Raw genomic sequence first — 21,455 nt, forward strand, 5'->3', positions numbered from 1 at the left:
CGGCCGGACGCGCCGATCAGGCGACGGCAGCGACCTCGACCGTCCGCACCGTCTTGTCCCATCCGGTCTTCTTCTGGAAGATCCGGATGAGCGCACCCCAGGCGCAGATGTAGGAGAGGTAGTTCATCACCACGAACGAGTGGCCCATGAGGTAAGCGCGCCAGAACCCGACCTCGCTGTCGCGCCGCAGGTAGACCACCGAGGTGAAGAGCGCGGGCGCGAAGGTGAGCAGGTACCACGCGAGCACCCCGAGGATCAGGGAGAGCGGCCCGCTCACGAAAGCGAACGACGAGTCCATGCGCGAGATGAACATGAACAGGGTCCAGTGCGAGAGGAGGGACCACGGCAGGTCGAACAGCCACGGAACGATCAGGTAGCCGGACAGCTCCAGCACCTTGGGCGCGCTGAGCTTCGGGTTCGACCAGATGCCGGGCAGGCGCTTCGCTGCCATCATGTGCCCCTGGTACCACCGGCGGCGCTGCACGATGAGCCGCTTCAGGCTCTCGACGGCCTCCTGGTCCACCGACGCGTACGGCGTCGTCGTGAGCTCCCAGCCGTTGTTCGACAGGCTGATCGCGAGGTCCAGGTCCTCGGTCAGTGAGGACGACCAGGGAAGCGCGTCGAGGCCTTCGAGTGCCGACATGCGCGTGAACTGACCGTTGCCGCCGAGCGACACCGTCCCGGTCTTCCGGCGCCCGAACTGGGTGACGGCCGACATCGACCAGAACTGGAAGTCCTGGAACCGGGTCAGGAAGTTGCGACCGCGGTTCCGGATGCGGACGGCCAGCTGCACGCCCCCGACCGTCTCGTCCTCGAACAGCGGCAGGACGTGGCTGAAGGCACCGTCCGACAGACGGCCGTCGGCGTCCATCACCAGGACGATGACGCGCGCCGGGTCCTGCCCGCGCTCCTCCACCAGCTCGCGGATCAGGCGGTAGGCGTCGTTGAGCGCGTCCCCCTTGCCCTGCCGGGCGTGGGGCAGTTCACGGCGCAGCACGATGGTCGAGTCGCCGCCTTCGCGGCGTGCGATCTCGGAGGTCGCGTCGTCCGAGGCGTCATCGATCACGATGGTGGTGACCCGGCGGCCTCCCCGGAGCGCCGCCACGGTCGGGCCGATGACGGCCTCCTCGTTGAGGCAGGGGATCATCACGTAGACGTCGAACGTCTCCGGGTCGTCGATGAACGGGTCGAGGTACGTGGTGTCGCCCTGCGCGCCGAGCTTGGCGCCCAGCTTCCGGTTCTCGTGGAGCCCGGCGAGCATCGACACCAGGAAGTAGGCGAGCGACAGGCAGACCACCACACCGGCGATCGAGTTGATGATGGCGATGGCGAGGGTCATGTGCGGCCTTTTCTGTCGAGGTCGGCGTTCTCCTTGAAGAGACCCGTCTGGCTGCCGATTACTGTCGGGCACCGGCGCAACGCGGCGGGCAGGCTCCAATGCCGTCATAGCGGGGCCGAATTTGCGGTCTTGATAGACGAGGCCGATCGGTCTCACTGCACCCGAACCCGCATGAGGAACCATGAAGAAGACACCAGGAATCGTCGCCGCCGCGCTGGCGCTGCTCATGTCGGGCGGCTCCGCCATGGCAGCCGGAGCGACGGAACCGACCGCCGTCGTCGCCGCCGACACCCATGACGCCGTCGCGTTCACCAGCCCTGCGCCGGGTTCACGCGTCACCGAGCGCACCCCCGAATTCCGTGGCACGGGCAAGCCGGGTGCGTCCGTCGTGGTCACCGGCCTGAACGGCGTCGTGCTCTGCGCCGCGCGGGTGACTGCGGACGGCTGGGCCTGCACCAGCGTCGTCCCCATCGGCGACGGAACCGCCTGGGCCATCGCGACCCAGGATGCCTGGGCGGTGAAGACGTCGGCCTCGTTGAGCTTCGAGGTCGATTACGAACCCCGGCCGGCGGTGCCCGCGTGGGTCTTCCCGCTCGGCGGCGCAGCTCTCATCATCCTGGTCGTCGGAGGCGGCATCCTGCTGGCCTCCTGGCGGCGAAAGCGCGGGGACGAGCAGGACCACGGCGAGCCCGCCGTGGATGCCGCGACCGAGGCCGACGAGAACGAATCGACAGCCGACGCTCAGACGGGCACAGAAACGGACACAGAAACGGACACCGAGGCAGACGCGGAGACAGAAGCGGAGGCCGAGCGGGTCACCGCCGAGTGAGACGGTATGCCGCGGTCGACGGCCTGCGCGGCATCGCCATCCTCTCCATCGCGGTGTACCACACCGGCCTCTACAGCAACGGGATCTTCGGCGTCGACGCCTTCCTTGTCCTCTCCGGGTTCTTCGTCACGCTGACCCTCGGGCGGGACCTCGTCACCGAAGGCCGGCTGGGACTGCGGGCTTTCTACGGGCGAAGGGTCAAACGGCTGCTTCCCGCCCTGCTTCTGGTCCTGGTCCTGACCACAGGGGCCGTGTGGATGTGGGCGAGCGCGGCCGAGCGTGCCCAGTTCATCCCCCGGGCCCTCGCCGCGCTCGGAAACGTGGCCAACTGGCAGGCGATCGTGCAGGGCGACGGGTATTGGGAGGCGGCACACCGTCCGGGCCCGCTCTCGCATCTGTGGTCGCTCTCGCTGACCGAGCAGTTCTACCTGGTGTGGCCGCCCGCGCTCGCGGCGATCGTCTTCCTCGCCCGGAAGGCCGGAGCGATCCAGAGGATGACGGCTCTGCTGATCGGCGGCGCGCTGGCCCTCACGCTCGTCGCCGAGCTGACGGTCTGGGGTGCGTTCGTCTTCGCCGGCGAGGGCGCCGACCGGGCGTATCTCGGCACGGACACCCACGGGATGGCGCTTGCCGCCGGGGCGGTGGCCGCTGTGGTCGTCCTGTGGACCGAGAACCGCATCCCGCATCGCGACCCGCCGCCCGCGCGATCGCCCCTGCTGACCTCGCTCCTCGGCATGAGCCTTCTCACGGCCATCGTCGTCGCATCGATCTGCGCCGACTCATATCGTGCCGACTGGTTGTACTTCGGCGGATTCGCCGCTGTCGCCGCCGCGCTTGCGGCTCTGATCGTGCTGCTGACGAGCGAGAGTCCGCTCGCCTCCGTCCTGTCGGTCGGTCCCCTTGTCGCAGTCGGCCGCATGTCCTATGCGCTGTTCCTCGTGCACATGCCCGTCATCTGGTTCACCCGCACCATCCTGGAAAACCTCACCGACGTGGAGGTGCTCGCCGTCTCCCTTCCCGTCTCGCTCATGATCGCCGCGACGCTGCACCATGCGTTCTCCGAACCGCTCCGGCGCGCGACCTGGGACGGGCGCCGCCGGATCCTCGCGGCCGGTCTCACCGCGGCCACCGCTGTCGCCGTCCTGGGAGCCGCCGTCCTGCCGCCGGGAGGCGGTGGCGCAGTCCGCGTCCTCACCCTGGGCGACTCGTTGGCGAACAACTTCGCGACGGCCCTGTCCCACTCCTCATCGGAGATCGCGGTCAGCGACGGGGGAATCGGCGGGTGCGGCATCATGTCGCCTCAGGCGACGAGGATGCCCGGCTCCGGCAGCCTGGATGTGCCCACCGGCTGTCTCCCCTGGGAGGAACGCTATGCTGCCCGACTCGCCGAGGACCGGCCGGACGTCGTCCTGATCGATCTGGCATGGGACGGCGTCGAGCAGCAGCTCGACGGCCGCTGGTCCGATCTCACCGATAAGGCGACGCAGAACCACTATCGAGCGCAGCTGAGCCGTCTCGGCGGACTGCTCGAGGGCACGTCCGCCCACGTGCTGATCGCCAACTCCCGCGCCTCCACGTGCGTCACCTCAGCGGAGTCGGCAGCGATCCACTCGCGGATGATCGCCGAATTCGCGGCCGCGCACCGCAACTTCAGCCTGCTCGACCTGAACGGACATCTGTGCCCGGGCGGCGACTGCGCGACGACGACGAAGGGCGGAGCCCCGCTCTATGTCGACGGCGTCCACTTCACGCGCGCGGGACTCGCGGAGCTCGAGCCGTGGCTGACCCACGAGGTGCTGCGGGTGGCGCCGTGACCGCGGCGGATGGAGCCGGCTGCGGGACTCGAACCCGCGACCGCTCGCTTACAAGGCGAGTGCTCTACCAACTGAGCTAAGCCGGCACGGCGGTCTCCCGCCCGCCCAACATCCTAGGGGGTCGGCGTCGGGGTCGGCGTCGCGGTCGAGGTGTACTCGTCGCCCTGCGCCTGGAGGATGAACGCCTTGAAGTCGTCCGCGCTGGTGAGCGAGCCGGTGTACGGCTTGCCGTTGACCAGCACCAGGAGGGCGTTCGTCATCTTGTTGACGTCGGAGTTGGGGATGGGGCCGCTCAGGGCGCGGTCGCTCGCGGTCGTCACCCAGCTCTTGAAGCGGCCGTCGTCGATGCACGAGTCGATGTCGCCGGTGTGCGCAGCACCTGCCGCCTCGGCGCGCTTCTTCAGCACCTGGTCGCTCAGTCCCGGTCCGCCCTCGGCGGGCTGCTTGTCGAACAGGGAGGCGTTGAACTTCCAGAACGCGTTGGGGTCGTAGTTCGCGACGCAGGCCGCGGCATTCGCCGCGCGGAGCGAGTACTTCGTGCCCGCCGAGTGGCTGGTGTAGATCGCCACCGGGTGCATCTCGACGGTGACCGCGCCGTTCTTCACCAGCGGCTCGAGCTGCTTGAGGTTGGTGCGCTGGAAGTCGCCGCACAGCTTGCAGAGGTAGTCCGCGTAGATGCGGATGTCGACCGTGCTGGCCTTCGGGTCCGGCGTGCTGGCGACGGGCTTGGCGTCCGGGGCGAGCGCCATCGTGGTCTTCACCTTGAGGCCCGAACCGACGACCACGCCGTCGCTGGCCATGTTCTTCGGGCCGGGGACGGTCGGACGGATCGCGCTGACGATCACCACGGCGACGATCGCGAGAACCGCGAGCACAGCGACGGTGATGCCGCCGCCGAGGAGGGCGCGTCTGCGGCGCTCCTTCTTCTGGTGGGACGTGCGGAGCTGCCGTGCTTTCTCACGGGCGGCCGCGCGGACGTCGCCGGGGCGGCTGTCGTCGGGCTGGGTGTCAGGGCTCATGTCTTCCGGAAACTGCTCTCGGGTCGGACGGGCCGCGCGGGGGACGCGGTGGGGCGGGGCGCGCATCCGGCGCACACAACCGGGACAGCGTAAACCGGCAGTCTGGGAATCGACCAGACGGTGGCTGGACGCGCGTTCGGCGGATCAGCGGCGGCCGCGCGGGCGTCCGGCTGGGGGTCCGGTCGAGAGCATGTCCGCCGATGCCATATTATGGCCACGTGGCAGAGACGCCATCGGACGTCTACGCCACGTTCATCCATTCACAACGGATCGTCCGGCACGTACCTGCCGGTGAAGGAGACAAGAAGAAGATGGCGACAGTCACCTATGACAAGGCGACCCGGCTCTACCCGGGTTCCACCCGTCCCGCCGTGGACGCGCTCGACCTGGAGATCGCCGACGGCGAGTTCCTCGTCCTCGTCGGCCCCTCGGGCTGCGGCAAGTCCACCTCGCTCCGCATGCTCGCGGGCCTCGAAGAGGTCAACGACGGCAACATCTTCATCGGTGAGCGCAACGTCACCGATGTTCCGCCGAAGGACCGCGACATCGCGATGGTGTTCCAGAACTACGCGCTGTACCCCCACATGACCGTCGCCGAGAACATGGGCTTCGCGCTCAAGATCGCCGGTGTCGGCAAGGAGGAGCGCGCCCAGCGCGTCCTCGAGGCCGCCAAGCTGCTCGACCTGGAGCCCTACCTCGGCCGCAAGCCGAAGGCGCTCTCCGGTGGTCAGCGTCAGCGCGTCGCCATGGGCCGCGCGATCGTGCGTTCGCCCCAGGTGTTCCTCATGGACGAGCCGCTGTCGAACCTCGACGCCAAGCTCCGCGTGCAGACCCGCACGCAGATCGCCTCGCTGACCCGCCGCCTCGGCGTCACCACGGTCTACGTCACGCACGACCAGACCGAGGCGCTGACCATGGGCGACCGCATCGCGGTGCTCAAGGACGGCGTGCTGCAGCAGGTCGGCACCCCGCGCGACCTGTACGCGCAGCCGAACAACGTGTTCGTCGCCGGCTTCATCGGAAGCCCGGCCATGAACCTCTTCACCGCTGACGTCACCGACGGCGGCGTGAAGTTCGGTTCCGCGGTCGTCCCGGTCGAGCGCGACACCATCGCCAGCGCCGGTTCGGCGGTCACCATCGGTGTCCGTCCGGAGGACGTCGTCGTGTCCAACACCGAGGGCACCGGCCTCAAGGTCACGGTCGACCTCGTCGAGGAGCTCGGCGCCGACGGCTACCTGTACGGTCACTCCGAGGTCGAGGGCAAGCGCACCGACATCGTCGGCCGCGTCGACGGCCGTATCCACCCGAACGCGGGCGACACGGTCTACATCACGCCGAAGCCGGGCCACGTCCACGTCTTCCACGCGGAGACGGGCGAGCGCCTGGGCGGCGCGGTCGTCGACTAAAGTTCCAGGAGCGATTCCTCACTCTGCCGCAGTCCGGAGCCGGGCTGCGGCAGAGTGCTTTCCACGGGTGCGCGCATCCACTGAACCGACCGGAGGACCATCGTGGCCGGATCCGTCAACATCACCGCGGCGACCGTCGACCCCGCGCTGCTCGACCTTCCCTGGAACATCCCGCTGGAGGACTGGTCGAACCAGCACATCGCGCTGCTGCCGAAGGGCATCAGCCGCCACCTGGTGCGGTTCGCGAACCTGTCGGGCTACGTCATCGCCATCAAGGAGACGACGGCGGAGATGGCGCAGCGCGAGTACGACATGCTGCGCACGCTTCAGCGCCTCGACGTGCCGTGCGTCGACCCGGTCGCCGTCATCAAGAACCGCACCTCCGACGACGGCACCCCGCTGAACGCCGCGCTGGTGACCCGGCACCTCAAGTTCTCCCTCCCCTACCGCGCGCTGTTCTCGCAGACGCTCCGGCCCGACACCGCCACGCGCCTGGTGGACGCCCTCGCCGTGCTGCTGGTGCGCCTCCACATCGTCGGGTTCTTCTGGGGGGATGTGTCGCTGTCGAACACCCTGTTCCGACGGGATGCGGGCGCGTTCGCCGCGTACCTGGTGGATGCGGAGACCGGCCAGCTCTACGAGGGCGGCCTCTCGAACGGCCAGCGCGAGAACGACCTCGAGATCGCCCGCGTGAACATCGCCGGCGAGCTGATGGACCTGGAGGCCGGCGGCCGCGTCGACGAGGAGCTCGACCCGATCAGCCTCTCCGACGGCATCGTCGCCGCCTACCGGTCGCTCTGGAAGGAGCTGACGGGCAGCGAGTCGTTCTCGTCATCGGAGCGCTGGCGCATCAGCGAGCGCGTCGAGCGTCTCAACGAGCTCGGCTTCGACATCGAGGAACTGGCCATCAAGACCTCGGAGGAGGGCACCAAGGTGCGCATCCAGCCGAAGGTCGTGGATGCGGGTCACCACCAGCGCCGCCTGCTGCGGCTGACGGGCCTGGACACCGGCGAGAACCAGGCGCGCCGCCTGCTCAACGACCTCGACTCCTACGCCGCCACCCTGGGCAAGGAGGGACTGGACGAGGAGGCGATGGCGCACGAGTGGCTCATGCGCGTGTTCGAGCCGGTCATCCGCTCCATCCCCGCCGACCTCAAGGGCAAGCTGGAGCCGGCCGAGGTGTTCCACCAGCTGCTGGAGCACCGCTGGTTCATGTCGCAGAAGGAGGGCCGGGATGTGCCGCTGGCCGAGGCCCTCACCTCGTACATCAACGACATCCTGCGTCACCGCCGCGACGAGGCGACCGTGATCGCGCCGCCGACGGAGACCATCAGCATCCCCGTGCTCGGCGACGGCACCGCGTCCGCCGACGAGGACGAGGACGACTGGCGCTCCAAGGTCTGAGGCCGGGGCCGCGACTGCGGCGTCCCGGTACGACTGCGCCCGCTCACGCAGGCGCAGTCGTTCCGGACGGCAGCAGACGTTCTGAGCAGCGGTCAGGCGCGGGTGCGCGCCTCGGCCCGCAGCTTGGAGATCTCGTAGAGCGTGACGCTCGCGGCGATGCCGGCGTTGAGCGACTCGGTGGTCGCCGTGATCGGGATGGACACGACCGCGTCGCACGTCTCCGTCACCAGGCGGGACAGGCCCTTGCCCTCGCTGCCGACCACGATCACGACCGGACGGTCGGCGAACGACAGACCCGGGAGGGACGTGTCGCCTCCCCCGTCGAGGCCGAGCACGAAGACGCCCGCCTTCTTGAAGTCCTTGAGGGTCTGCGTCAGGTTCGCGGCCATGGCGACCGGGGTGCGCGCGGCGGCGCCGGCGGAGGTCTTCCACGCGGCGGCCGTCATGCCGACCGAGCGGCGCTGCGGCACGATGACGCCCTGGCCGCCGAAGGCCGCGGTCGAGCGGATGATCGCGCCGAGGTTGCGCGGGTCGGTGATGCCGTCGAGCGCGACGAACAGCGGGGTGTCGCCCGAGCGCAGGGTCCGGTCGAGCAGCTCGCCCGGGTGCGCGTACTCGTACGGCGGCACCTTGAGCGCGACGCCCTGGTGCACGGCGTCGCGGCCGGCGAGCCGGTCGAGCTCCGGTCGCATGACCTCCAGGATCGGGATGGCGCGGCCCGTCGCGATCGAGAGGATCTCGCGCATCCGGTCGTCGAGCTCAGCGCGAGCCGCGACGTACAGCGTCGAGGCCGGGATGTCGGCCCGCAGCGCCTCGAGCACCGAGTTGCGGCCGGTCACGATCTCGCTCTCGTCCCCGCTCTTGGCGCGGCGCGAGGCGCCGGACGCGCCGCGCGGCGTCGCGTCCCGTCCGCCCCGCTGCGCGGCCTTCGCGGCGGCCCGTTCGCGCAGGGCCTTCGCCTTGGCGGCGGGGTGGTAGTCGCGGTCCTCCGCCTTGGGGGTCGGTCCGCGACCCTCGAGCGCCTTACGGCCGTGGCCCCCGGTGCCGACCTGGGCGCCCTTCTTGCTCTTGCGCACCGCCCCGGCGCGGGGCTTTCCACCCGAGTTCTTCATGATCCGATGCTCCAATGCGACCCCGTCGGGGTGTCTTCGATGGTGATTCCCGCGGCGCTCAACTCGTCGCGGATGCGATCGGCCGCCGCGAAGTCGCGGGCGGCCCTGGCGTCCTGGCGGTCCGCCAGCAGCCGGCCGACCAGCTCGCCCAGTGCGGACTCCGCCGCGGTCGAGCCGCCGGTGCGCCACTGCGGGGAGAGCGGGTTGATGCCCAGCACCTCCGTCATGGCGAGCGCGTGCCCGCGGGCGGTGGCGGCCGCCTCCAAGTCTTCCGCATCCAGCGCCGCGTTTCCTGTGCGGATGGTGTCGTGCAGCACCGCGAGCGCCTGCGGCACGGCGAGGTCGTCGTCCATCGCCTCCGCGAAGGCGTCGGGGACGACCTCCGCGCCGTGGCCGGCGAAGCGGGTGCCGGCGAGCCGCCGGTCCACCCGCTCGAAGAAGCCGGCGATCCGGTCGAGGGCGGCCTCCGCCTCGCTGAGCGAGCCGTCGGTGAAGTCGATCGTCGACCGGTAGTGGGCCGAGCCCAGGTAGTAGCGGACCACGAGCGGGCGGGCGGCGCCGAGCAGGTCGGCCGCGTAGACGGAGTTGCCGAGCGACTTGCTCATCTTCTGGCCGTTCACGTTCACCAGTCCGTTGTGCACCCAGTAGTTCGCGAACGCGTCGCCCGCGGCGGTCGACTGCGCGATCTCGTTCTCGTGGTGCGGGAAGCGCAGGTCGAGCCCGCCGCCGTGGATGTCGAACTGCGGCCCGAGGTAGCGGCGCGACATGGCCGAGCACTCGATGTGCCATCCCGGACGTCCGTCGCCCCAGGGCGACGGGAACGCGGCCGACGCCGGCTCGTCGTCCTTGCGGCCCTTCCAGAGCGCGAAGTCGCGCGGGTCGCGCTTGGCGCGGGGGTCTGCGTCGGCCGCGGCCTCCATGTTGTCGATGCTCTGCCGGGTCAGCTCACCGTACGACGGCCAGCTCTTCACGTCGAAGTAGACGTCGCCGGAGCCGTCCTGTGCGGCATACGCGTGACCCCGGTCGATGAGCCGCTGGATGATCTCCTGCATCTGCGGGATGCTCGCGGTCGCGCGCGGCTCGTAGGTCGGCGGCTGGATGCCGAGGGCGCGGTAGGAGTCGCTGAACTCGAGCTCGAAGCGGTAGGCCAGCGCCCACCACTCCTCGCTGCCCCCGGCGGCCTGGCCGGCCGCGGCGTTGACCAGGATCTTGTCGTCGATGTCGGTGACGTTGCGCACGAGGGTGACGTCGAGACCGCGGTACGTGAACCAGCGGCGCAGCTGGTCGTAGACCAGGGCCGAGCGGAGGTGCCCGATGTGCGGGGACGACTGGACGGTCGGGCCGCACACGTACATGCCGACCTCGCCGGCGCGCAGCGGGACGAAGTCGCGCAGGGCGCCCGCTTTCGTGTCGAAGAGTCGCAGAGTCACGCCCACCAGCCTAGAGGGCGCGGGGCCTACGAGGCCGCGCGCTTCTCGAGCTCCTCGTTCACCGGGGCGAAGGCGGCGCGGTCGAGCAACAGCTCGATCTGCACGATGCGCCCGTCGCGCACGGTCAGGAGCTCCACGCACCGCACGGCGCCGGCCGCGGTGTCGGTGACGAAGTCGTAGACGATGCACGCGCGCTCGCCGTTCGTGAACACCTCACGGATTTCGTTCCGGAGGATCACGGGCATCAGCCGGCGCAGGGCCGCCGTCCACCCCTCCTTGTCGAGCGTCGAACCGGCGAACTCCGCCACCAGGGCCACGTCGAAGAGGTCGTCGAGCGGGTCCTCGTCCCGCGCCCCCACCGCGTGGATGTACTGCCGCGCGACCGTCTCGGTGTCCGTGGATGCCATGTGGTGCCCCTTCCCGGCGCCGCCCGTGCGGCACTCCATCGGTCAGAGTAGGCCCGCTGCGGCGTCGGCCGCGACGCCGCACCGTGCTCAGCCGAGCAGCAGCGCGGTGGCCTGGGCGGTGAGGCCCTCGCCCCGGCCGGTGAAGCCGAGACCGTCGGTCGTCGTGGCGCCGACCGAGACCGGGGCTCCGAGGATGGCGGACAGCCGCTCCTCGGCCTCCGCGCGGCGGCCTGCGAGCTTCGGCCGGTTGCCGATGACCTGGACGGCGACGTTGCCGATGCGGAAGCCGGCCTCCTCCACCCGTCTCCGGGCTTCGGTGAGGAAGACGTCGCCGTGGGCGCCCGAGAACCGCGGATCGCCGGTCCCGAAGACGCCGCCGATGTCGCCGAGCCCCGCGGCGGAGAGCAGCGCGTCGACGATGGCGTGAGCCACCGCATCCCCGTCGCTGTGCCCCGCGAGACCCGGTTCGCCCGGCCAGTGCAGACCGGCGAGCCACAGCTCGGCGGCCGGATCGTAGGCGTGCGTGTCGCTGCCCGAACCGATCCGCGGCGACCGGGAGCCGGTGAGCATCTCCTCGGCGCGGCGCAGGTCCCAGGGGGTGGTCACCTTGAAAGCGTGCGCGTCGCCGGGGACCACATCCACCCGGAACCCCGCGGCGGCCACCAGGCCGGCGTCGTCGGTCTCGTCGCTCTCCGCCAGCGCGTAGGCGGTCAGCAGCTGCTCGCACGGGAAGCCCTGCGGGGTCTGCACCGCCGCGAGGGCGGACCGGTCGACGGTCTCGTGCACGATGCCGTCGGCGCCGATGCGCTTCACCGTGTCGCTGACGGGCAGCCCGGGGATGACGCCGTAGCCGCGCTCGACGACCGCATCCACCACGGCGTCGAACAGCGTGGACGGCGCGAGCGCGCGGGCGGCGTCGTGCACGAGCACGACCTCGACGGAGGAGTCGACCACGGCGAGCCCCTCGGCGACCGAGCGCTGCCGGGTCGCTCCCCCCGCGACGACCTGCACCGGCCGGCCGGAGGCGCGCTCGGACAGTTCCGCCGCCTCGGCGAGCAGCTCGGCGGGCGCCACCACGATCGGGTCCGCCGCATGACGCATACCCCGGACGGCATGCAGCGAGCGCTCGAGCAGGGTGAGGCCCTGGAGGGTCACGAACGCCTTCGGGCGCTCGGCGCCCAGCCGCGTGCCGGAACCGGCGGCGACGATCACGACCGCGACGCGCGGCCCGGTGTAGCTGTCCACCCGACCACCGTACCGGCACCCGGCGACTGACGGCCCGGCGGAAACGACGAAGCCCCGCTGCTCGGTGCAGCGGGGCTTCGGACGATGGGCGGTGCAGCCGCCTCAGGAGGCCAGGACCTCGTCGAGCAGGCTCGAGGCCTTCTCGTCGTCGGTCTTCTCGGCCAGAGCCAGCTCGGAGATGAGGATCTGGCGCGCCTTGGCGAGCATGCGCTTCTCGCCGGCGGAGAGGCCGCGGTCCTGATCGCGGCGCCACAGGTCGCGGACGACCTCGGACACCTTGATGACGTCGCCGGAGGCGAGCTTCTCAAGGTTGGCCTTGTAGCGGCGGGACCAGTTGGTCGGCTCCTCGGTGAAGGGGGCTCGCAGCACCTCGAACACGCGGTCGAGGCCCTCCTTGCCGATGACGTCGCGCACTCCGACGAGGTCGACATTATCGGCGGGGACCTCGATGGTCAGGTCGCCCTGAGTCACATTGAGCTTGAGGTACAGCTTCTCTTCACCCTTGATGATTCTCTTCTTGACTTCGGTGATCGTTGCGGCACCGTGGTGCGGATAGACGACGGTCTCGCCAACCTCGAAAAGCATAGATTTGTTGTCCCTTCAGCAATGAATAGGATACCACATGAGGCACGTGCTAAGGTTCGCCCCCGCGCCTCCTGCGGGCCCGGATGGCCCCTGCCGATGGGATAGAGTCGAAGCGAGAATTCCACCGGGAGGGTCATCCGTGAAAGCACGAGTCGCGACGTCCGTCGCCCTCGCCCTGGCCGTCGCGTTCGGTACCGCTGGATGCGGTCTCGTCGCCCCGCAGGCCACCACCAAGCACTACGACGCGAGCGACGGCGTGAGCGGATCGGTCGGCACGATCGACGTCCGCAACGCGATCATCGTCACCGACGCGAAGGACGGCACGGTGGGCAACCTCGTGGTCACGCTGGTGAACACCGGCGACAAGAGCCACCGCCTCGCCATCAGCGCCGGCGACGGCAGCTCCTCCGCCGCGCACGTCACGGTCGCACCCGGCCAGGTGAAGCAGCTCGGCGAGGACCCGGAGAACGGCGGCACGAGCAACGTGCTCATCCCGGAGTTCACCACCAAGCCCGGCGCGCTCTACTCCGTCTACTTCCAGTACGGCGACGAGACCGGCGTCAACCTCAAGGTCCCGGTGCTCGACGGCCAGCTGCCCGAGTACAAGAGCCTGGTGCCGCCGACCATCCTGCCGGCCGCGCAGTAGGCCCCACGACGCAACGACGAAGCCGCCCGGCGCATCGCACCGGGCGGCTTCTTCGCGTCCTCCGACCGGTCTCGCCGGCGTCGCTTCACGTCAGGCGTTGAAGCGGTACCCCAGCCCGCGCACGGTGACGAGCATCCGGGGCTCCGAGGGGCTCTCCTCGATGCGCGAGCGGATGCGCTTGATGTGCACGTCGAGCGTCTTGGTGTCGCCGAAGTAGTCGCTCCCCCACACCCGGTCGATGAGCTGGCCGCGGGTGAGCACGCGTCCCGCATTGCGGAGCAGCAGCTCCAGCAGCTCGAATTCCTTCAGCGGCATGGAGATCTCGGCGCCGTTGACGGCGACGGTATGGCGGTCCACGTCCATCCGCACGGTGCCCGCCTCCAGCACGCCGTCATCCTGCAGTTCCTCCTCCTCGACGCGGCGGCGCAGCACGGCCCGGATGCGGGCGAGCAGCTCACGCGACGAGTAGGGCTTGGTCACGTAGTCGTCCGCCCCGAGCTCGAGCCCGACCACGATGTCCACCTCGGAGTCCTTGGCGGTCAGCATGATGATCGGGACGTTCGAGCGGGTCCGGATCTCACGGCACACCTCGGTGCCCGGGATGCCCGGCAGCATCAGGTCGAGCAGGATGAGGTCGGCGCCGGAGCGGTCGAACGCCGCGAGCGCGCTCGGACCGTCCTCCGCGACCTCGACCTCGTAGCCCTCGCGCTTCAGCAGGTACGCGAGCGGCTCGCTGAGCGCGGCCTCATCCTCGACGAGCAGGATGGATGTCACTGGGTGTCTCCTATCGGGGGTCGGACGGTGGAGGCTTCCGGGAGCCGGATCGTGAAGGTGGAGCCGCGTCCCGGCTGCGACCAGACGCGCACCTCGCCGCCGTGGTTCTGCACGGCGTGCTTGACGATCGCGAGACCGAGACCGGTGCCGCCCGTGTTGCGTGAGCGCGCCTGGTCGACGCGGAAGAAGCGCTCGAAGACGCGGTCCAGGTCCTCTTCGGGGATGCCCTCGCCCTGATCCGTGACGGCGATCTCGACGACGCCGCCGGTGTTGCGGACGCCGATTCCGATGCGGGAGTCGTCGGGCGAGTACTGGATGGCGTTGGAGATGAGGTTGTGGACGGCCGTGACCAGGAGGCCCTCGTTGCCGATCACCTGCGCCTGCTTGTCGCCGCGCATCGCCAGCTCGATGTTGCGCGTCTCCGCGGCCACCCGGTTCTGGTCGATCGCCGCTTTGACGACCTTGCTGGCCGAGAGCTGGTGGGCGTCGCCCAGCGCATCCGTCGCCTGCAGCCGGCTCAGCTCGATGATGTCCTGGGTGATCCGGGCGAGGCGCTGGGCCTCCTCCGAGAGCCGCAGGGCGAACCGGCGCACCTGGTCGGGGTCGTCGGAGGCGTCGTCGAGGGCCTCGGCGAGGAGACCGACCGCGCCGATCGGCGTCTTCAGCTCGTGGCTGATGTTGGCCACGAAGTCGCGACGGACCGCCTCCAGCCGGAACGACTCGGTGCGGTCCTCCGCGAGGAGCAGGATGTAGCGGGAGCCGAGGCGCGCCACCCGCACGCTGAGGTGGATGCCGGCGTCGCCGAACGGGCCGCGCGACAGCTCGCACTCCTCGGTGATCGACTCGCCGGTGCGCCGGACGCGGTCCACGAGCTCGACGAGGTGCGGGTGGACCAGGAGGCCGTTCCAGACCAGGCCGATCGCGTGGGCGCCCGGGGACGCCTTGATGACGTTGTTCGACGGGTCGAGCACGACGCCCGCGGACTCGAGCGCGTCGAGCACCTGGTCGACCCCGTCCGGCACCGCCGGATTGACGACCGCGGCCGCGTGGTGACCGCGGCGGGCGGCGATGTGCAGGACCCACACGAAACCGGCGCCGACGGCGAGCCCCAGGCCCAGCGACAGCAGCACCAACCAGGTGGAGTCCATGGCTCTCAGCGTAGGTGATACCGATGCGACCGCATGGACGCATCCCGCCACCGGCCGCGTCTTTTCGCGGGTACGTTAGACAGTGTTCAGCCGGGCGGCACCGTTTGTTAACCTGCTCTCGCGAACATGCATACGGGGCCAGAAGGTCCCGACATCCCGCGTGCCCGCGCACGCCAGGAAGGACCCCACCCCATGCGCGAAGTCTTCCAGCAGGAGCTGGCGGAGGTTCAGGACCGGCTCGTCGAGATCGCCGAGCTCGTCGTCCTCTCCATCCGGAACGCCACGCAGGCGTTCAACGAGTCCGACGTGAGCCTCGCGGAGGACGTGATCGTCAACGACCACCGCATCGACGAGCTGACCGTCCTGCTCGACGAGCTGTCCATCCAGATCCTCGCCCGGCAGCAGCCGGTCGCCCGCGACCTGCGCATCGTGGTCAGCGCCCTGCGGATCAGCGCGTCGCTGGAGCGGATGGGCGACATGGCGGAGCACATCGCCCAGCTGGCGCGCTACCGCTTCCCCGACAAGGTCGTCCCGAAGAGCCTGCGCGGCACGTTCTCGGAGATGGGCCGCCTCGACGTGCAGATCGCCGAGAAGCTCTCCGAGCTGCTCCGCACGCAGGACCTGCGCCTCGCCGACGAGATCCGCAACGACGACGACGACATCGACGAGCTGCACATCAGCGTCTTCGACAAGGTGCTCGGTGAGACGTGGAAGGGCCAGGCCGTCGACACGGTCGACGCGACCCTCGCGTCCCGCTACCACGAGCGCTTCGCGGACCACGCCGTCTCGATCGCGAAGAAGGTCCAGTACCTCGCGACCGGCGACTGGGCTCCCGAGCTCGCCTCCTGACCTGATCGCCCCTCCCCCCTCCGTCGAGTACACGAAAACTGCACGCTGGCGCGGCGCGTCGCGTGCAGTTTTTGTGTACTCGACGGTGGGGTCAGGGGTGCAGGGGGACGCGGGCGGCGACGGAGCGCGTGGAGTGGGGGGCGCGCGCGACGACGCAGAGGGCGGTGAGGAGGGTGTGCTCGCCGGGGTGCAGACGGCCGGCGCGCTGGTCGGTCACGTGGGGGCGGTAGCCGTCACGCAGGTGGTGCTGGTCGCGCAGGACCACGTCGGCGGCTTCGAGGGCGTCGACGGATGCCGTGTGCAGCGCGTGCAGCGCCGGGGAGGCGCGCAGCACCGTCACGGGGACCGTGCGGTGCGCGCCAAAACGCTCCCGGGCTCCCCCGGTGACCGGGATCGGCGGGACGCCCGGCAGGAGCGCGGCGACGCCCTCGGCGGAGAGCTCGGTCTCGAAGGGCGGCACGATGGTCACGTGCAATGGCCAGTCTGCGGCCGGGAACCGGTCCGGAAACACGTCGTCGCCGCGTCCCGGAAGGAACGCGACGACGACGAACGTGCTGGTCGTGACTACTTCTTGCCCTGCGCGGCGACCGCGGCGGCCCCGGCGGCGGCGGCCTCCGGGTCGAGGTAGTACGACGGCTCGAGCGGGGTGAAGTCCTCACCCAGCTTGTAGACCAGCGGGATGCCGGTGGGGATGTTCAGCCCGGCGATGTCCTCGTCGGAGATGCCGTCGAGGTGCTTGACCAGGGCGCGCAGCGAGTTGCCGTGGGCCGTCACCAGCACGGTCTTGCCGTCGGCGAGATCGCGCGTGATGTCCGACTCCCAGTAGGGCAGCATCCGCTCGATGACGTCCTTCAGGCACTCGGTGCGCGGCAGCTCGTCGCCGAGGCCGGCGTAGCGCGGGTCGCCGACCTGCGAGAACTCGCTGTCGTCGGGAAGCGGCGGCGGCGGCACGTCGAACGACCGGCGCCAGAGCTGGAACTGCTCCGGGCCGAACTTCTCGAGGGTCTCCGCCTTGTCGAGGCCCTGCAGGGCGCCGTAGTGGCGCTCGTTGAGGCGCCACGAGCGCTCCACCGGGATCCACAGCCGGTCGGCCACGTCGAGCGCATAGTTCGCGGTCTGGATGGCGCGGGTCAGCACCGAGGTGTGCAGCACGTCGGGCGCCAGGCCGGAGTCGCGGAGCAGTTCGCCCGCCCGCTTGGCCTCGGCGACGCCGGTCTCGCTGAGACGGACGTCGACCCAGCCGGTGAACAGGTTCTTCTCGTTCCACTCGCTGCTGCCGTGGCGCAGGAGGATCAGGGTGTAGGGAGCGGCCATGTGCTCCAATCTATCGCCTCACGAGGATGCGGGCCTCCCGGCGGGCACGGGGCGGGCGACGGGGCCAGCGGCGGCGTCCCGCGTCCGCTGGCAGACTGGACGCATGGCATCCGGCGCCGTCGGCACCGTCACGCGGGGGACGACGAACACCAACCGGCTGCGCCGGGTCGACCGTTGGATCGCCGCGCAGCCGGAGCTCCGGCGCACCCCCGACCCGGTCGTCGTCGACCTCGGCTACGGCGCCAGCGGAGTCACCGCGCTGGAGCTGTATCAGCGGCTGGCGACCGTACGGCCGGATGTCGAGGTCGTCGGCCTCGAGATCGAACCTGGACGGGTGCGCACCGCGAACGAGCAGCTCGAAGCGGTCCGCGCGGGCCGGACCGCCTTCGATCCGGACGCCCGCATCCGCTTCGGCCTGGGCGGCTTCGAGGTGCCGCTGCCCGACGGCCGGCGGGCGGCGGTGATCCGCGCCTTCAACGTGCTCCGTCAGTACCGAGAGGTGGAGGTCGCGGGAGCGTGGGAGCGGATGCGATCGCGCCTGCAGCCGGACGGCCTCCTGGTCGAGGGCACCTGCGACGAGATCGGGCGGATCGCCAGCTGGGTCGCCCTGGATGCGGCCGGCCCGGTCTCGCTCACCGTCTCGCTCCGTCTGCGCGGGCTGGACGCGCCGTCGGTGGTCGCCGAGCGGCTGCCGAAGGCGCTCATCCACCGCAACGTCCCCGGCGAGCGGGTGCACGCCTTCCTCGGCGAGCTGGATCGCGCGTGGCGCATCCACTCGCCGCTCGCCGCGTACGGCCCCAGCCAGCGCTGGATCGCGGTGGCGCGCGGGATGCGCGACGCGGGCTGGCCGGTCAGCGGCGGACCGCGACGCTGGCGGCTGGGCGAACTGACGGTGGCGTGGGAGGCCGTCGCGCCGGCGGACTAGGCGCGCGGCGCGTGGCGCGCACGGCGCACGGCGCACGAGGCGCGAGTTACGCCCGCGACGCCCGCGTCACCGCACCGAGCCGCGGCAGCCGCGGCACGTGCGCCTCGGCCCCCGCCTCCGGGGGCACCACGATCTCCTGTGCGGCCGTGACCGCGGTACCGTCCGCATCCACCAGCAGTGTCGCGGACGGGTCGGTGGACCGCTTCACGACGGCCAGCGCGATCGGGCCCAGTTCGTAGTGCAGGGCGGCGGAGGTCACGGCGCCGACCTCCTGGCCGTCGAGCGTCACGGACGCTCCGGTCACCGGATGCACGCCCTCCGAGCCGTCGAGGTGCAGCATGACCAGGCGGCGCGGCGGGTGACCCAGGTTGTGCACCTTCGCCACGGTCTCCTGGCCGCGGTAGCAGCCCTTGCTCAGGTGCACGGCCGTGCGCAGCCAGTCGAGTTCATGCGGGATGGTGCGCTCGTCCACCTCGGTGGAGAAGCGTGGACGCCAGGCGGCGATGCGCAGAGCCTCCGCCGCGACCGTGCCGGCCACGGCGAGCTCGCCGCTCGTCACCCGCGAGACCAGCGAGGGCAGGGCGTCGCGGGGCACCAGGCGCTCGCTCCACGCCCATCCCGCGCCGGGATGCTCGCCGCGCGCGTACTGGTGGCCGCCGGGGGCGACCTCGCGCCACGGGTCGTGCCAGATCAGCGGGACGCCGTTCGGTGCGGCGATCGGGAGGGGCGGGTCGCCCAGCGTGCCGATCGTCGCCAGGTCGGCGGTGCGGTCGGCCAGCTCGACGCGGAGCATGAAGCGCATCGAGGTCAGCCAGGCGAGCAGCCCCTCCGCCTCGGGACGGTCGACCAGCAGCCACACCGTGTCGCCGTCGTCGAGCACGCGGGCGGCGTGCTCGACGCGGCCCGTCACATCCAGCAGCAGGGTCTCGGAGGACTCGCCCGGCGCGAGACCCGTGAGCGCCTGGCTGGTCAGCGAGTTGAGCCAGCTCAGCCGGTCCGGACCCTGCACGGTGAGCACCGCGCGGTCGGACAGGTCGACGATGGCGCCGCCCTCGGCCAGCGCGCGCTGCTCGGCGAGCGGGCTGCCGTAGTGCGAGGGCACGCCGGAGCCGGTCAGGTCGACCGCGCCCGGCAGGTCGAGGAAGGGAGAGCGATCGCTCATGAGCGCCTCACTCGACCTTGGCGAGGCGGGCGGAGGCGTGGGTGCGCAGCTCCTGCCCGAGGGCCGCGATGTCCCACGCCCACAGGAGGTGGTTCTCGACGAGACCGTAGAGGCGGGTGGCCGCGGTGTACTCCTTCGCCCCGGCCGTGCGCATCACCGCGTCGGTCGCGAGGTCGATCCGCGGTCCGGCCACCTGGCCGATGTAGATCTCGCTGACGCCGTCGGGGTGGATGATCGAAACGTCGATGTCGAACGCCCCGTTCGAGTTGCGCAGGGTCTCCACCGACTGAGCCGTGTTGAAAGGACGGACGCCGCTGCCCGGCAGCATCGCCGGCCCCGGGTCGCCCTCGACCAGCGTGCGGTGCAGCCGCCAGTAGCCGGTCTCGGCGGCGAGCGGCGTGCGCTCCTCGTCGAGGACCCACGACGTGGACGAGTAGTTGAGGTAGCCGAGACCGTCGTGGCTGAAGCTGATCCGCTGACCGAACTCCCGCTCGGTGTGCTCCTCCTCGATCGCGTAATCGAGCACGCCGGTCCCCTCCCAGACGCCGATCAGCCAGGAGAGGGGGACCAGCTCGGCGGGAAGATCGGTGGGGATCTCGATCATGATCGACCGCGGATCAGCGCTGGCCGCGGAAGAGGTTGTACACCACCACGCCGGAGACGCCGAGGATGGCGAGCGTTGCGAGGCCGAGAAGGCCGATGAAGAAGAGTTCGAGAGCGACCAGCATGACCTCAGTCTAGCCGTCGCCCACCGACAGTCGAGCGGAGACGCTCAGCGCATCCCGGATGCGAGGGCGAGGACCGCGCCGAAGAGGCCGAGCACCACGAAACTGCCGGTAAGCGTCGCCGCGAGGCGCGTGATGAAACCGTCCTTCTGCTGGGTCGCCAGCTGCGACACGAAGGCCAAGAGCGCGCACACCGCGAGTGCCAGCGACAGCCACGACGCGTAGCCGCCGGGATGCGCGAGAGCCGCGATCAGGATGCCGAGCAGCAACGCCACCGCCCACACGGACCCGATGCTGAGCCGGGACGCCCAGCGCGGAAGCGGCGGCCCGGCCGGACCGGCCGCGGCGGCAGGGCCGAGCGCGTGCGGTGCGGGGGTCTCCGGGATGTCGTCGCTCACCCTCCCATTGTGCCCCGCCGGCCGGAGGCGGGGCAGCCGGAAGTCGCTCCTCCCGTTTCCGGTAGCATTGCGGGACAGACGGATGAGGAGGAATGGGTGGCGCAACTTCTGATCCTCACGTCCGCGCCGGGTCCGTCCGCTTCCAGCGGCACCGGGTCGCTCGGGGCAGGACCGGGGTCGTCGGCTGCGGACTCCGCCGGGCCGGGCGCCGAGGTCCTTCCCGCGCTCGCGCTGCTGAGCCACCGCGTCCGCCAGATCCCCGCCGAGCCGGCGTCACTGGTCAACGCCCCGAGCTGCGACCTCATCTTCGTGGATGCGCGCCGCGACCTGGCGAGCGCGAAGTCGCTGTGCAAGATCCTCACCACCACCGGCGTGACGGTCCCTCTTCTTCTCGTGCTGACCGAGGGCGGCCTCACCGCCGTCAGCGCGGACTGGGGCGTGAGCGACGTCGTGCTCGACTCCGCCGGTCCCGCCGAGGTGGATGCGCGCATCCGGCTCGCCATCGGCCGCCAGACGCAGGAGCACTCGCAGTCCAAGATCCAGGCCTCCGGCATCACGATCGACGAGGCCAGCTACTCGGCGAAGGCGCACGGGCGGCAGCTCGACCTGACCTTCAAGGAGTTCGAGCTCCTCCGCTTCTTCGCGACCCATCCCTCCCGCGTCTTCACCCGTGAGCAGCTGCTGAGCGAGGTGTGGGGGTACGACTACTTCGGAGGCACCCGCACGGTCGACGTGCACGTCCGGCGGCTGCGCGCCAAGCTCGGCGACCTGGAGTCGCTGATCGGGACCGTGCGCAACGTCGGCTACCGGTTCAACGTCTACGAGGACGAGAACGACCGCCTCCCCACGTCCGTCCGTCCCTGACGGCGAATCCCTCCACAGGTTCCGTTTATCCACCGTTTACCGGTGGCCGTCCCCGGTGTC

Annotated in this window: 22 protein-coding genes and 1 tRNA gene; 8 read left to right on the forward strand and 15 right to left on the reverse strand. The window is 70.6% G+C overall.

Going from position 1 to position 21,455, the window contains the following annotated elements; genetic code table 11:
* Positions 1-16: 16 nt before the first annotated feature.
* Positions 17-1,339 carry a glycosyltransferase family 2 protein gene (locus tag J2W45_RS08235; RefSeq protein ID WP_310130666.1) on the reverse strand — a complete coding sequence of 441 codons (1,323 nt, stop codon included), beginning with the start codon at positions 1,337-1,339 and terminating at the stop codon, positions 17-19.
* A gap of 181 nt (positions 1,340-1,520) precedes the next feature.
* On the opposite strand from J2W45_RS08235, the gene J2W45_RS08240 reads away from it, so the two are divergent.
* Positions 1,521-2,168, forward strand: a complete 648-nt coding sequence (locus tag J2W45_RS08240; RefSeq protein ID WP_310130669.1) for an Ig-like domain-containing protein — start codon at positions 1,521-1,523, stop codon at positions 2,166-2,168.
* Positions 2,165-3,982, forward strand: coding sequence for an acyltransferase family protein (locus J2W45_RS08245; RefSeq protein ID WP_310130671.1), 1,818 nt, complete (start codon positions 2,165-2,167; stop codon positions 3,980-3,982). Before J2W45_RS08240 ends, J2W45_RS08245 begins: the two co-directional genes overlap by 4 nt.
* 10 nt (positions 3,983-3,992) lie before the next feature.
* Here the strand turns inward: J2W45_RS08245 and J2W45_RS08250 are convergent.
* Positions 3,993-4,068, reverse strand: a tRNA-Thr gene (locus J2W45_RS08250).
* Between the two features lie 27 nt (positions 4,069-4,095).
* A complete protein-coding gene (locus tag J2W45_RS08255) occupies positions 4,096-5,001 on the reverse strand; it encodes a DsbA family protein (protein ID WP_310130672.1) in 906 nt (301 codons plus the stop codon).
* Between the two features lie 311 nt (positions 5,002-5,312).
* On the opposite strand from J2W45_RS08255, the gene J2W45_RS08260 reads away from it, so the two are divergent.
* Both J2W45_RS08260 and J2W45_RS08265 read left to right on the forward strand, forming a co-directional pair.
* A complete protein-coding gene (locus tag J2W45_RS08260; protein WP_310134974.1) occupies positions 5,313-6,407 on the forward strand; it encodes an ABC transporter ATP-binding protein in 1,095 nt (364 codons plus the stop codon).
* Between the two features lie 102 nt (positions 6,408-6,509).
* Positions 6,510-7,811: a DUF4032 domain-containing protein gene (locus tag J2W45_RS08265; protein WP_310130674.1), complete on the forward strand. Its 1,302-nt coding sequence runs from the start codon at positions 6,510-6,512 to the stop codon at positions 7,809-7,811.
* A gap of 92 nt (positions 7,812-7,903) precedes the next feature.
* On the opposite strand, the gene rlmB is transcribed toward J2W45_RS08265, so the two are convergent.
* From rlmB to J2W45_RS08290, 5 genes are all read right to left on the reverse strand, one after another.
* Positions 7,904-8,923 (reverse strand): 23S rRNA (guanosine(2251)-2'-O)-methyltransferase RlmB, encoded by a 1,020-nt coding sequence (gene rlmB, locus J2W45_RS08270; protein ID WP_310130676.1) that lies wholly within the window; start codon positions 8,921-8,923, stop codon positions 7,904-7,906.
* Entirely contained in the window at positions 8,920-10,353 is a 1,434-nt protein-coding gene (gene cysS, locus J2W45_RS08275) for a cysteine--tRNA ligase (protein ID WP_310130678.1), read from the reverse strand. The genes rlmB and cysS overlap by 4 nt, the downstream gene beginning before the upstream one ends.
* Positions 10,354-10,379: 26 nt before the next feature.
* A complete protein-coding gene (locus J2W45_RS08280) occupies positions 10,380-10,760 on the reverse strand; it encodes a nuclear transport factor 2 family protein (RefSeq protein ID WP_310130681.1) in 381 nt (126 codons plus the stop codon).
* A gap of 87 nt (positions 10,761-10,847) precedes the next feature.
* Positions 10,848-12,005, reverse strand: coding sequence for a 2-C-methyl-D-erythritol 4-phosphate cytidylyltransferase (gene ispD, locus J2W45_RS08285; RefSeq protein WP_310130683.1), 1,158 nt, complete (start codon positions 12,003-12,005; stop codon positions 10,848-10,850).
* A 102-nt stretch (positions 12,006-12,107) separates the two neighbouring features.
* The gene (locus tag J2W45_RS08290) at positions 12,108-12,590 is read right to left on the reverse strand and encodes a CarD family transcriptional regulator (protein WP_301211919.1); all 483 of its coding nucleotides are present in this window, start codon (positions 12,588-12,590) and stop codon (positions 12,108-12,110) included.
* Positions 12,591-12,729: 139 nt separating this feature from the next.
* Here J2W45_RS08290 and J2W45_RS08295 point away from each other — a divergent pair, with 139 nt between their 5' ends.
* Entirely contained in the window at positions 12,730-13,236 is a 507-nt protein-coding gene (locus J2W45_RS08295) for a hypothetical protein (protein ID WP_310130688.1), read from the forward strand.
* A gap of 90 nt (positions 13,237-13,326) precedes the next feature.
* Here the strand turns inward: J2W45_RS08295 and J2W45_RS08300 are convergent, their stop codons facing one another.
* The gene (locus tag J2W45_RS08300; protein ID WP_310130689.1) at positions 13,327-14,010 is read right to left on the reverse strand and encodes a response regulator transcription factor; all 684 of its coding nucleotides are present in this window, start codon (positions 14,008-14,010) and stop codon (positions 13,327-13,329) included.
* The gene (locus J2W45_RS08305) at positions 14,007-15,158 is read right to left on the reverse strand and encodes a sensor histidine kinase (protein ID WP_310130690.1); all 1,152 of its coding nucleotides are present in this window, start codon (positions 15,156-15,158) and stop codon (positions 14,007-14,009) included. Before J2W45_RS08305 ends, J2W45_RS08300 begins: the two co-directional genes overlap by 4 nt.
* Before the next feature lie 192 nt (positions 15,159-15,350).
* Between J2W45_RS08305 and phoU the strand changes: the two genes are divergently transcribed.
* Positions 15,351-16,007: a phosphate signaling complex protein PhoU gene (gene phoU, locus J2W45_RS08310; RefSeq protein ID WP_310130692.1), complete on the forward strand. Its 657-nt coding sequence runs from the start codon at positions 15,351-15,353 to the stop codon at positions 16,005-16,007.
* Positions 16,008-16,098: 91 nt separating this feature from the next.
* Here the strand turns inward: phoU and J2W45_RS08315 are convergent, their stop codons facing one another.
* A complete protein-coding gene (locus J2W45_RS08315; protein WP_310130693.1) occupies positions 16,099-16,518 on the reverse strand; it encodes a 2'-5' RNA ligase family protein in 420 nt (139 codons plus the stop codon).
* Positions 16,519-16,571: 53 nt separating this feature from the next.
* Positions 16,572-17,321, reverse strand: coding sequence for a phosphoglyceromutase (locus tag J2W45_RS08320; RefSeq protein ID WP_310130694.1), 750 nt, complete (start codon positions 17,319-17,321; stop codon positions 16,572-16,574).
* A 103-nt stretch (positions 17,322-17,424) separates the two neighbouring features.
* Between J2W45_RS08320 and J2W45_RS08325 the strand changes: the two genes are divergently transcribed.
* On the forward strand, positions 17,425-18,246 hold the full coding sequence (locus tag J2W45_RS08325; protein WP_310130696.1) for a class I SAM-dependent methyltransferase: 822 nt from the start codon (positions 17,425-17,427) through the stop codon (positions 18,244-18,246).
* A gap of 46 nt (positions 18,247-18,292) precedes the next feature.
* Here J2W45_RS08325 and ygfZ read toward each other — a convergent pair whose 3' ends face one another.
* From ygfZ to J2W45_RS08340, 3 genes are all read right to left on the reverse strand, one after another.
* Positions 18,293-19,408 carry a CAF17-like 4Fe-4S cluster assembly/insertion protein YgfZ gene (gene ygfZ / locus J2W45_RS08330; RefSeq protein ID WP_310130698.1) on the reverse strand — a complete coding sequence of 372 codons (1,116 nt, stop codon included), beginning with the start codon at positions 19,406-19,408 and terminating at the stop codon, positions 18,293-18,295.
* Positions 19,409-19,415: 7 nt separating this feature from the next.
* Positions 19,416-20,012: a heme-binding beta-barrel domain-containing protein gene (locus tag J2W45_RS08335; RefSeq protein ID WP_310130701.1), complete on the reverse strand. Its 597-nt coding sequence runs from the start codon at positions 20,010-20,012 to the stop codon at positions 19,416-19,418.
* 168 nt (positions 20,013-20,180) lie between these two features.
* Positions 20,181-20,531, reverse strand: coding sequence for a hypothetical protein (locus tag J2W45_RS08340; RefSeq protein ID WP_310130702.1), 351 nt, complete (start codon positions 20,529-20,531; stop codon positions 20,181-20,183).
* A gap of 96 nt (positions 20,532-20,627) precedes the next feature.
* On the opposite strand from J2W45_RS08340, the gene J2W45_RS08345 reads away from it, so the two are divergent.
* Positions 20,628-21,395: a response regulator transcription factor gene (locus J2W45_RS08345; protein ID WP_396427080.1), complete on the forward strand. Its 768-nt coding sequence runs from the start codon at positions 20,628-20,630 to the stop codon at positions 21,393-21,395.
* Positions 21,396-21,455 lie beyond the last annotated feature (60 nt).

It is taken from the genome of Leifsonia shinshuensis (assembly GCF_031456835.1).
Lineage (GTDB): Bacteria > Actinomycetota > Actinomycetes > Actinomycetales > Microbacteriaceae > Leifsonia > Leifsonia shinshuensis_C.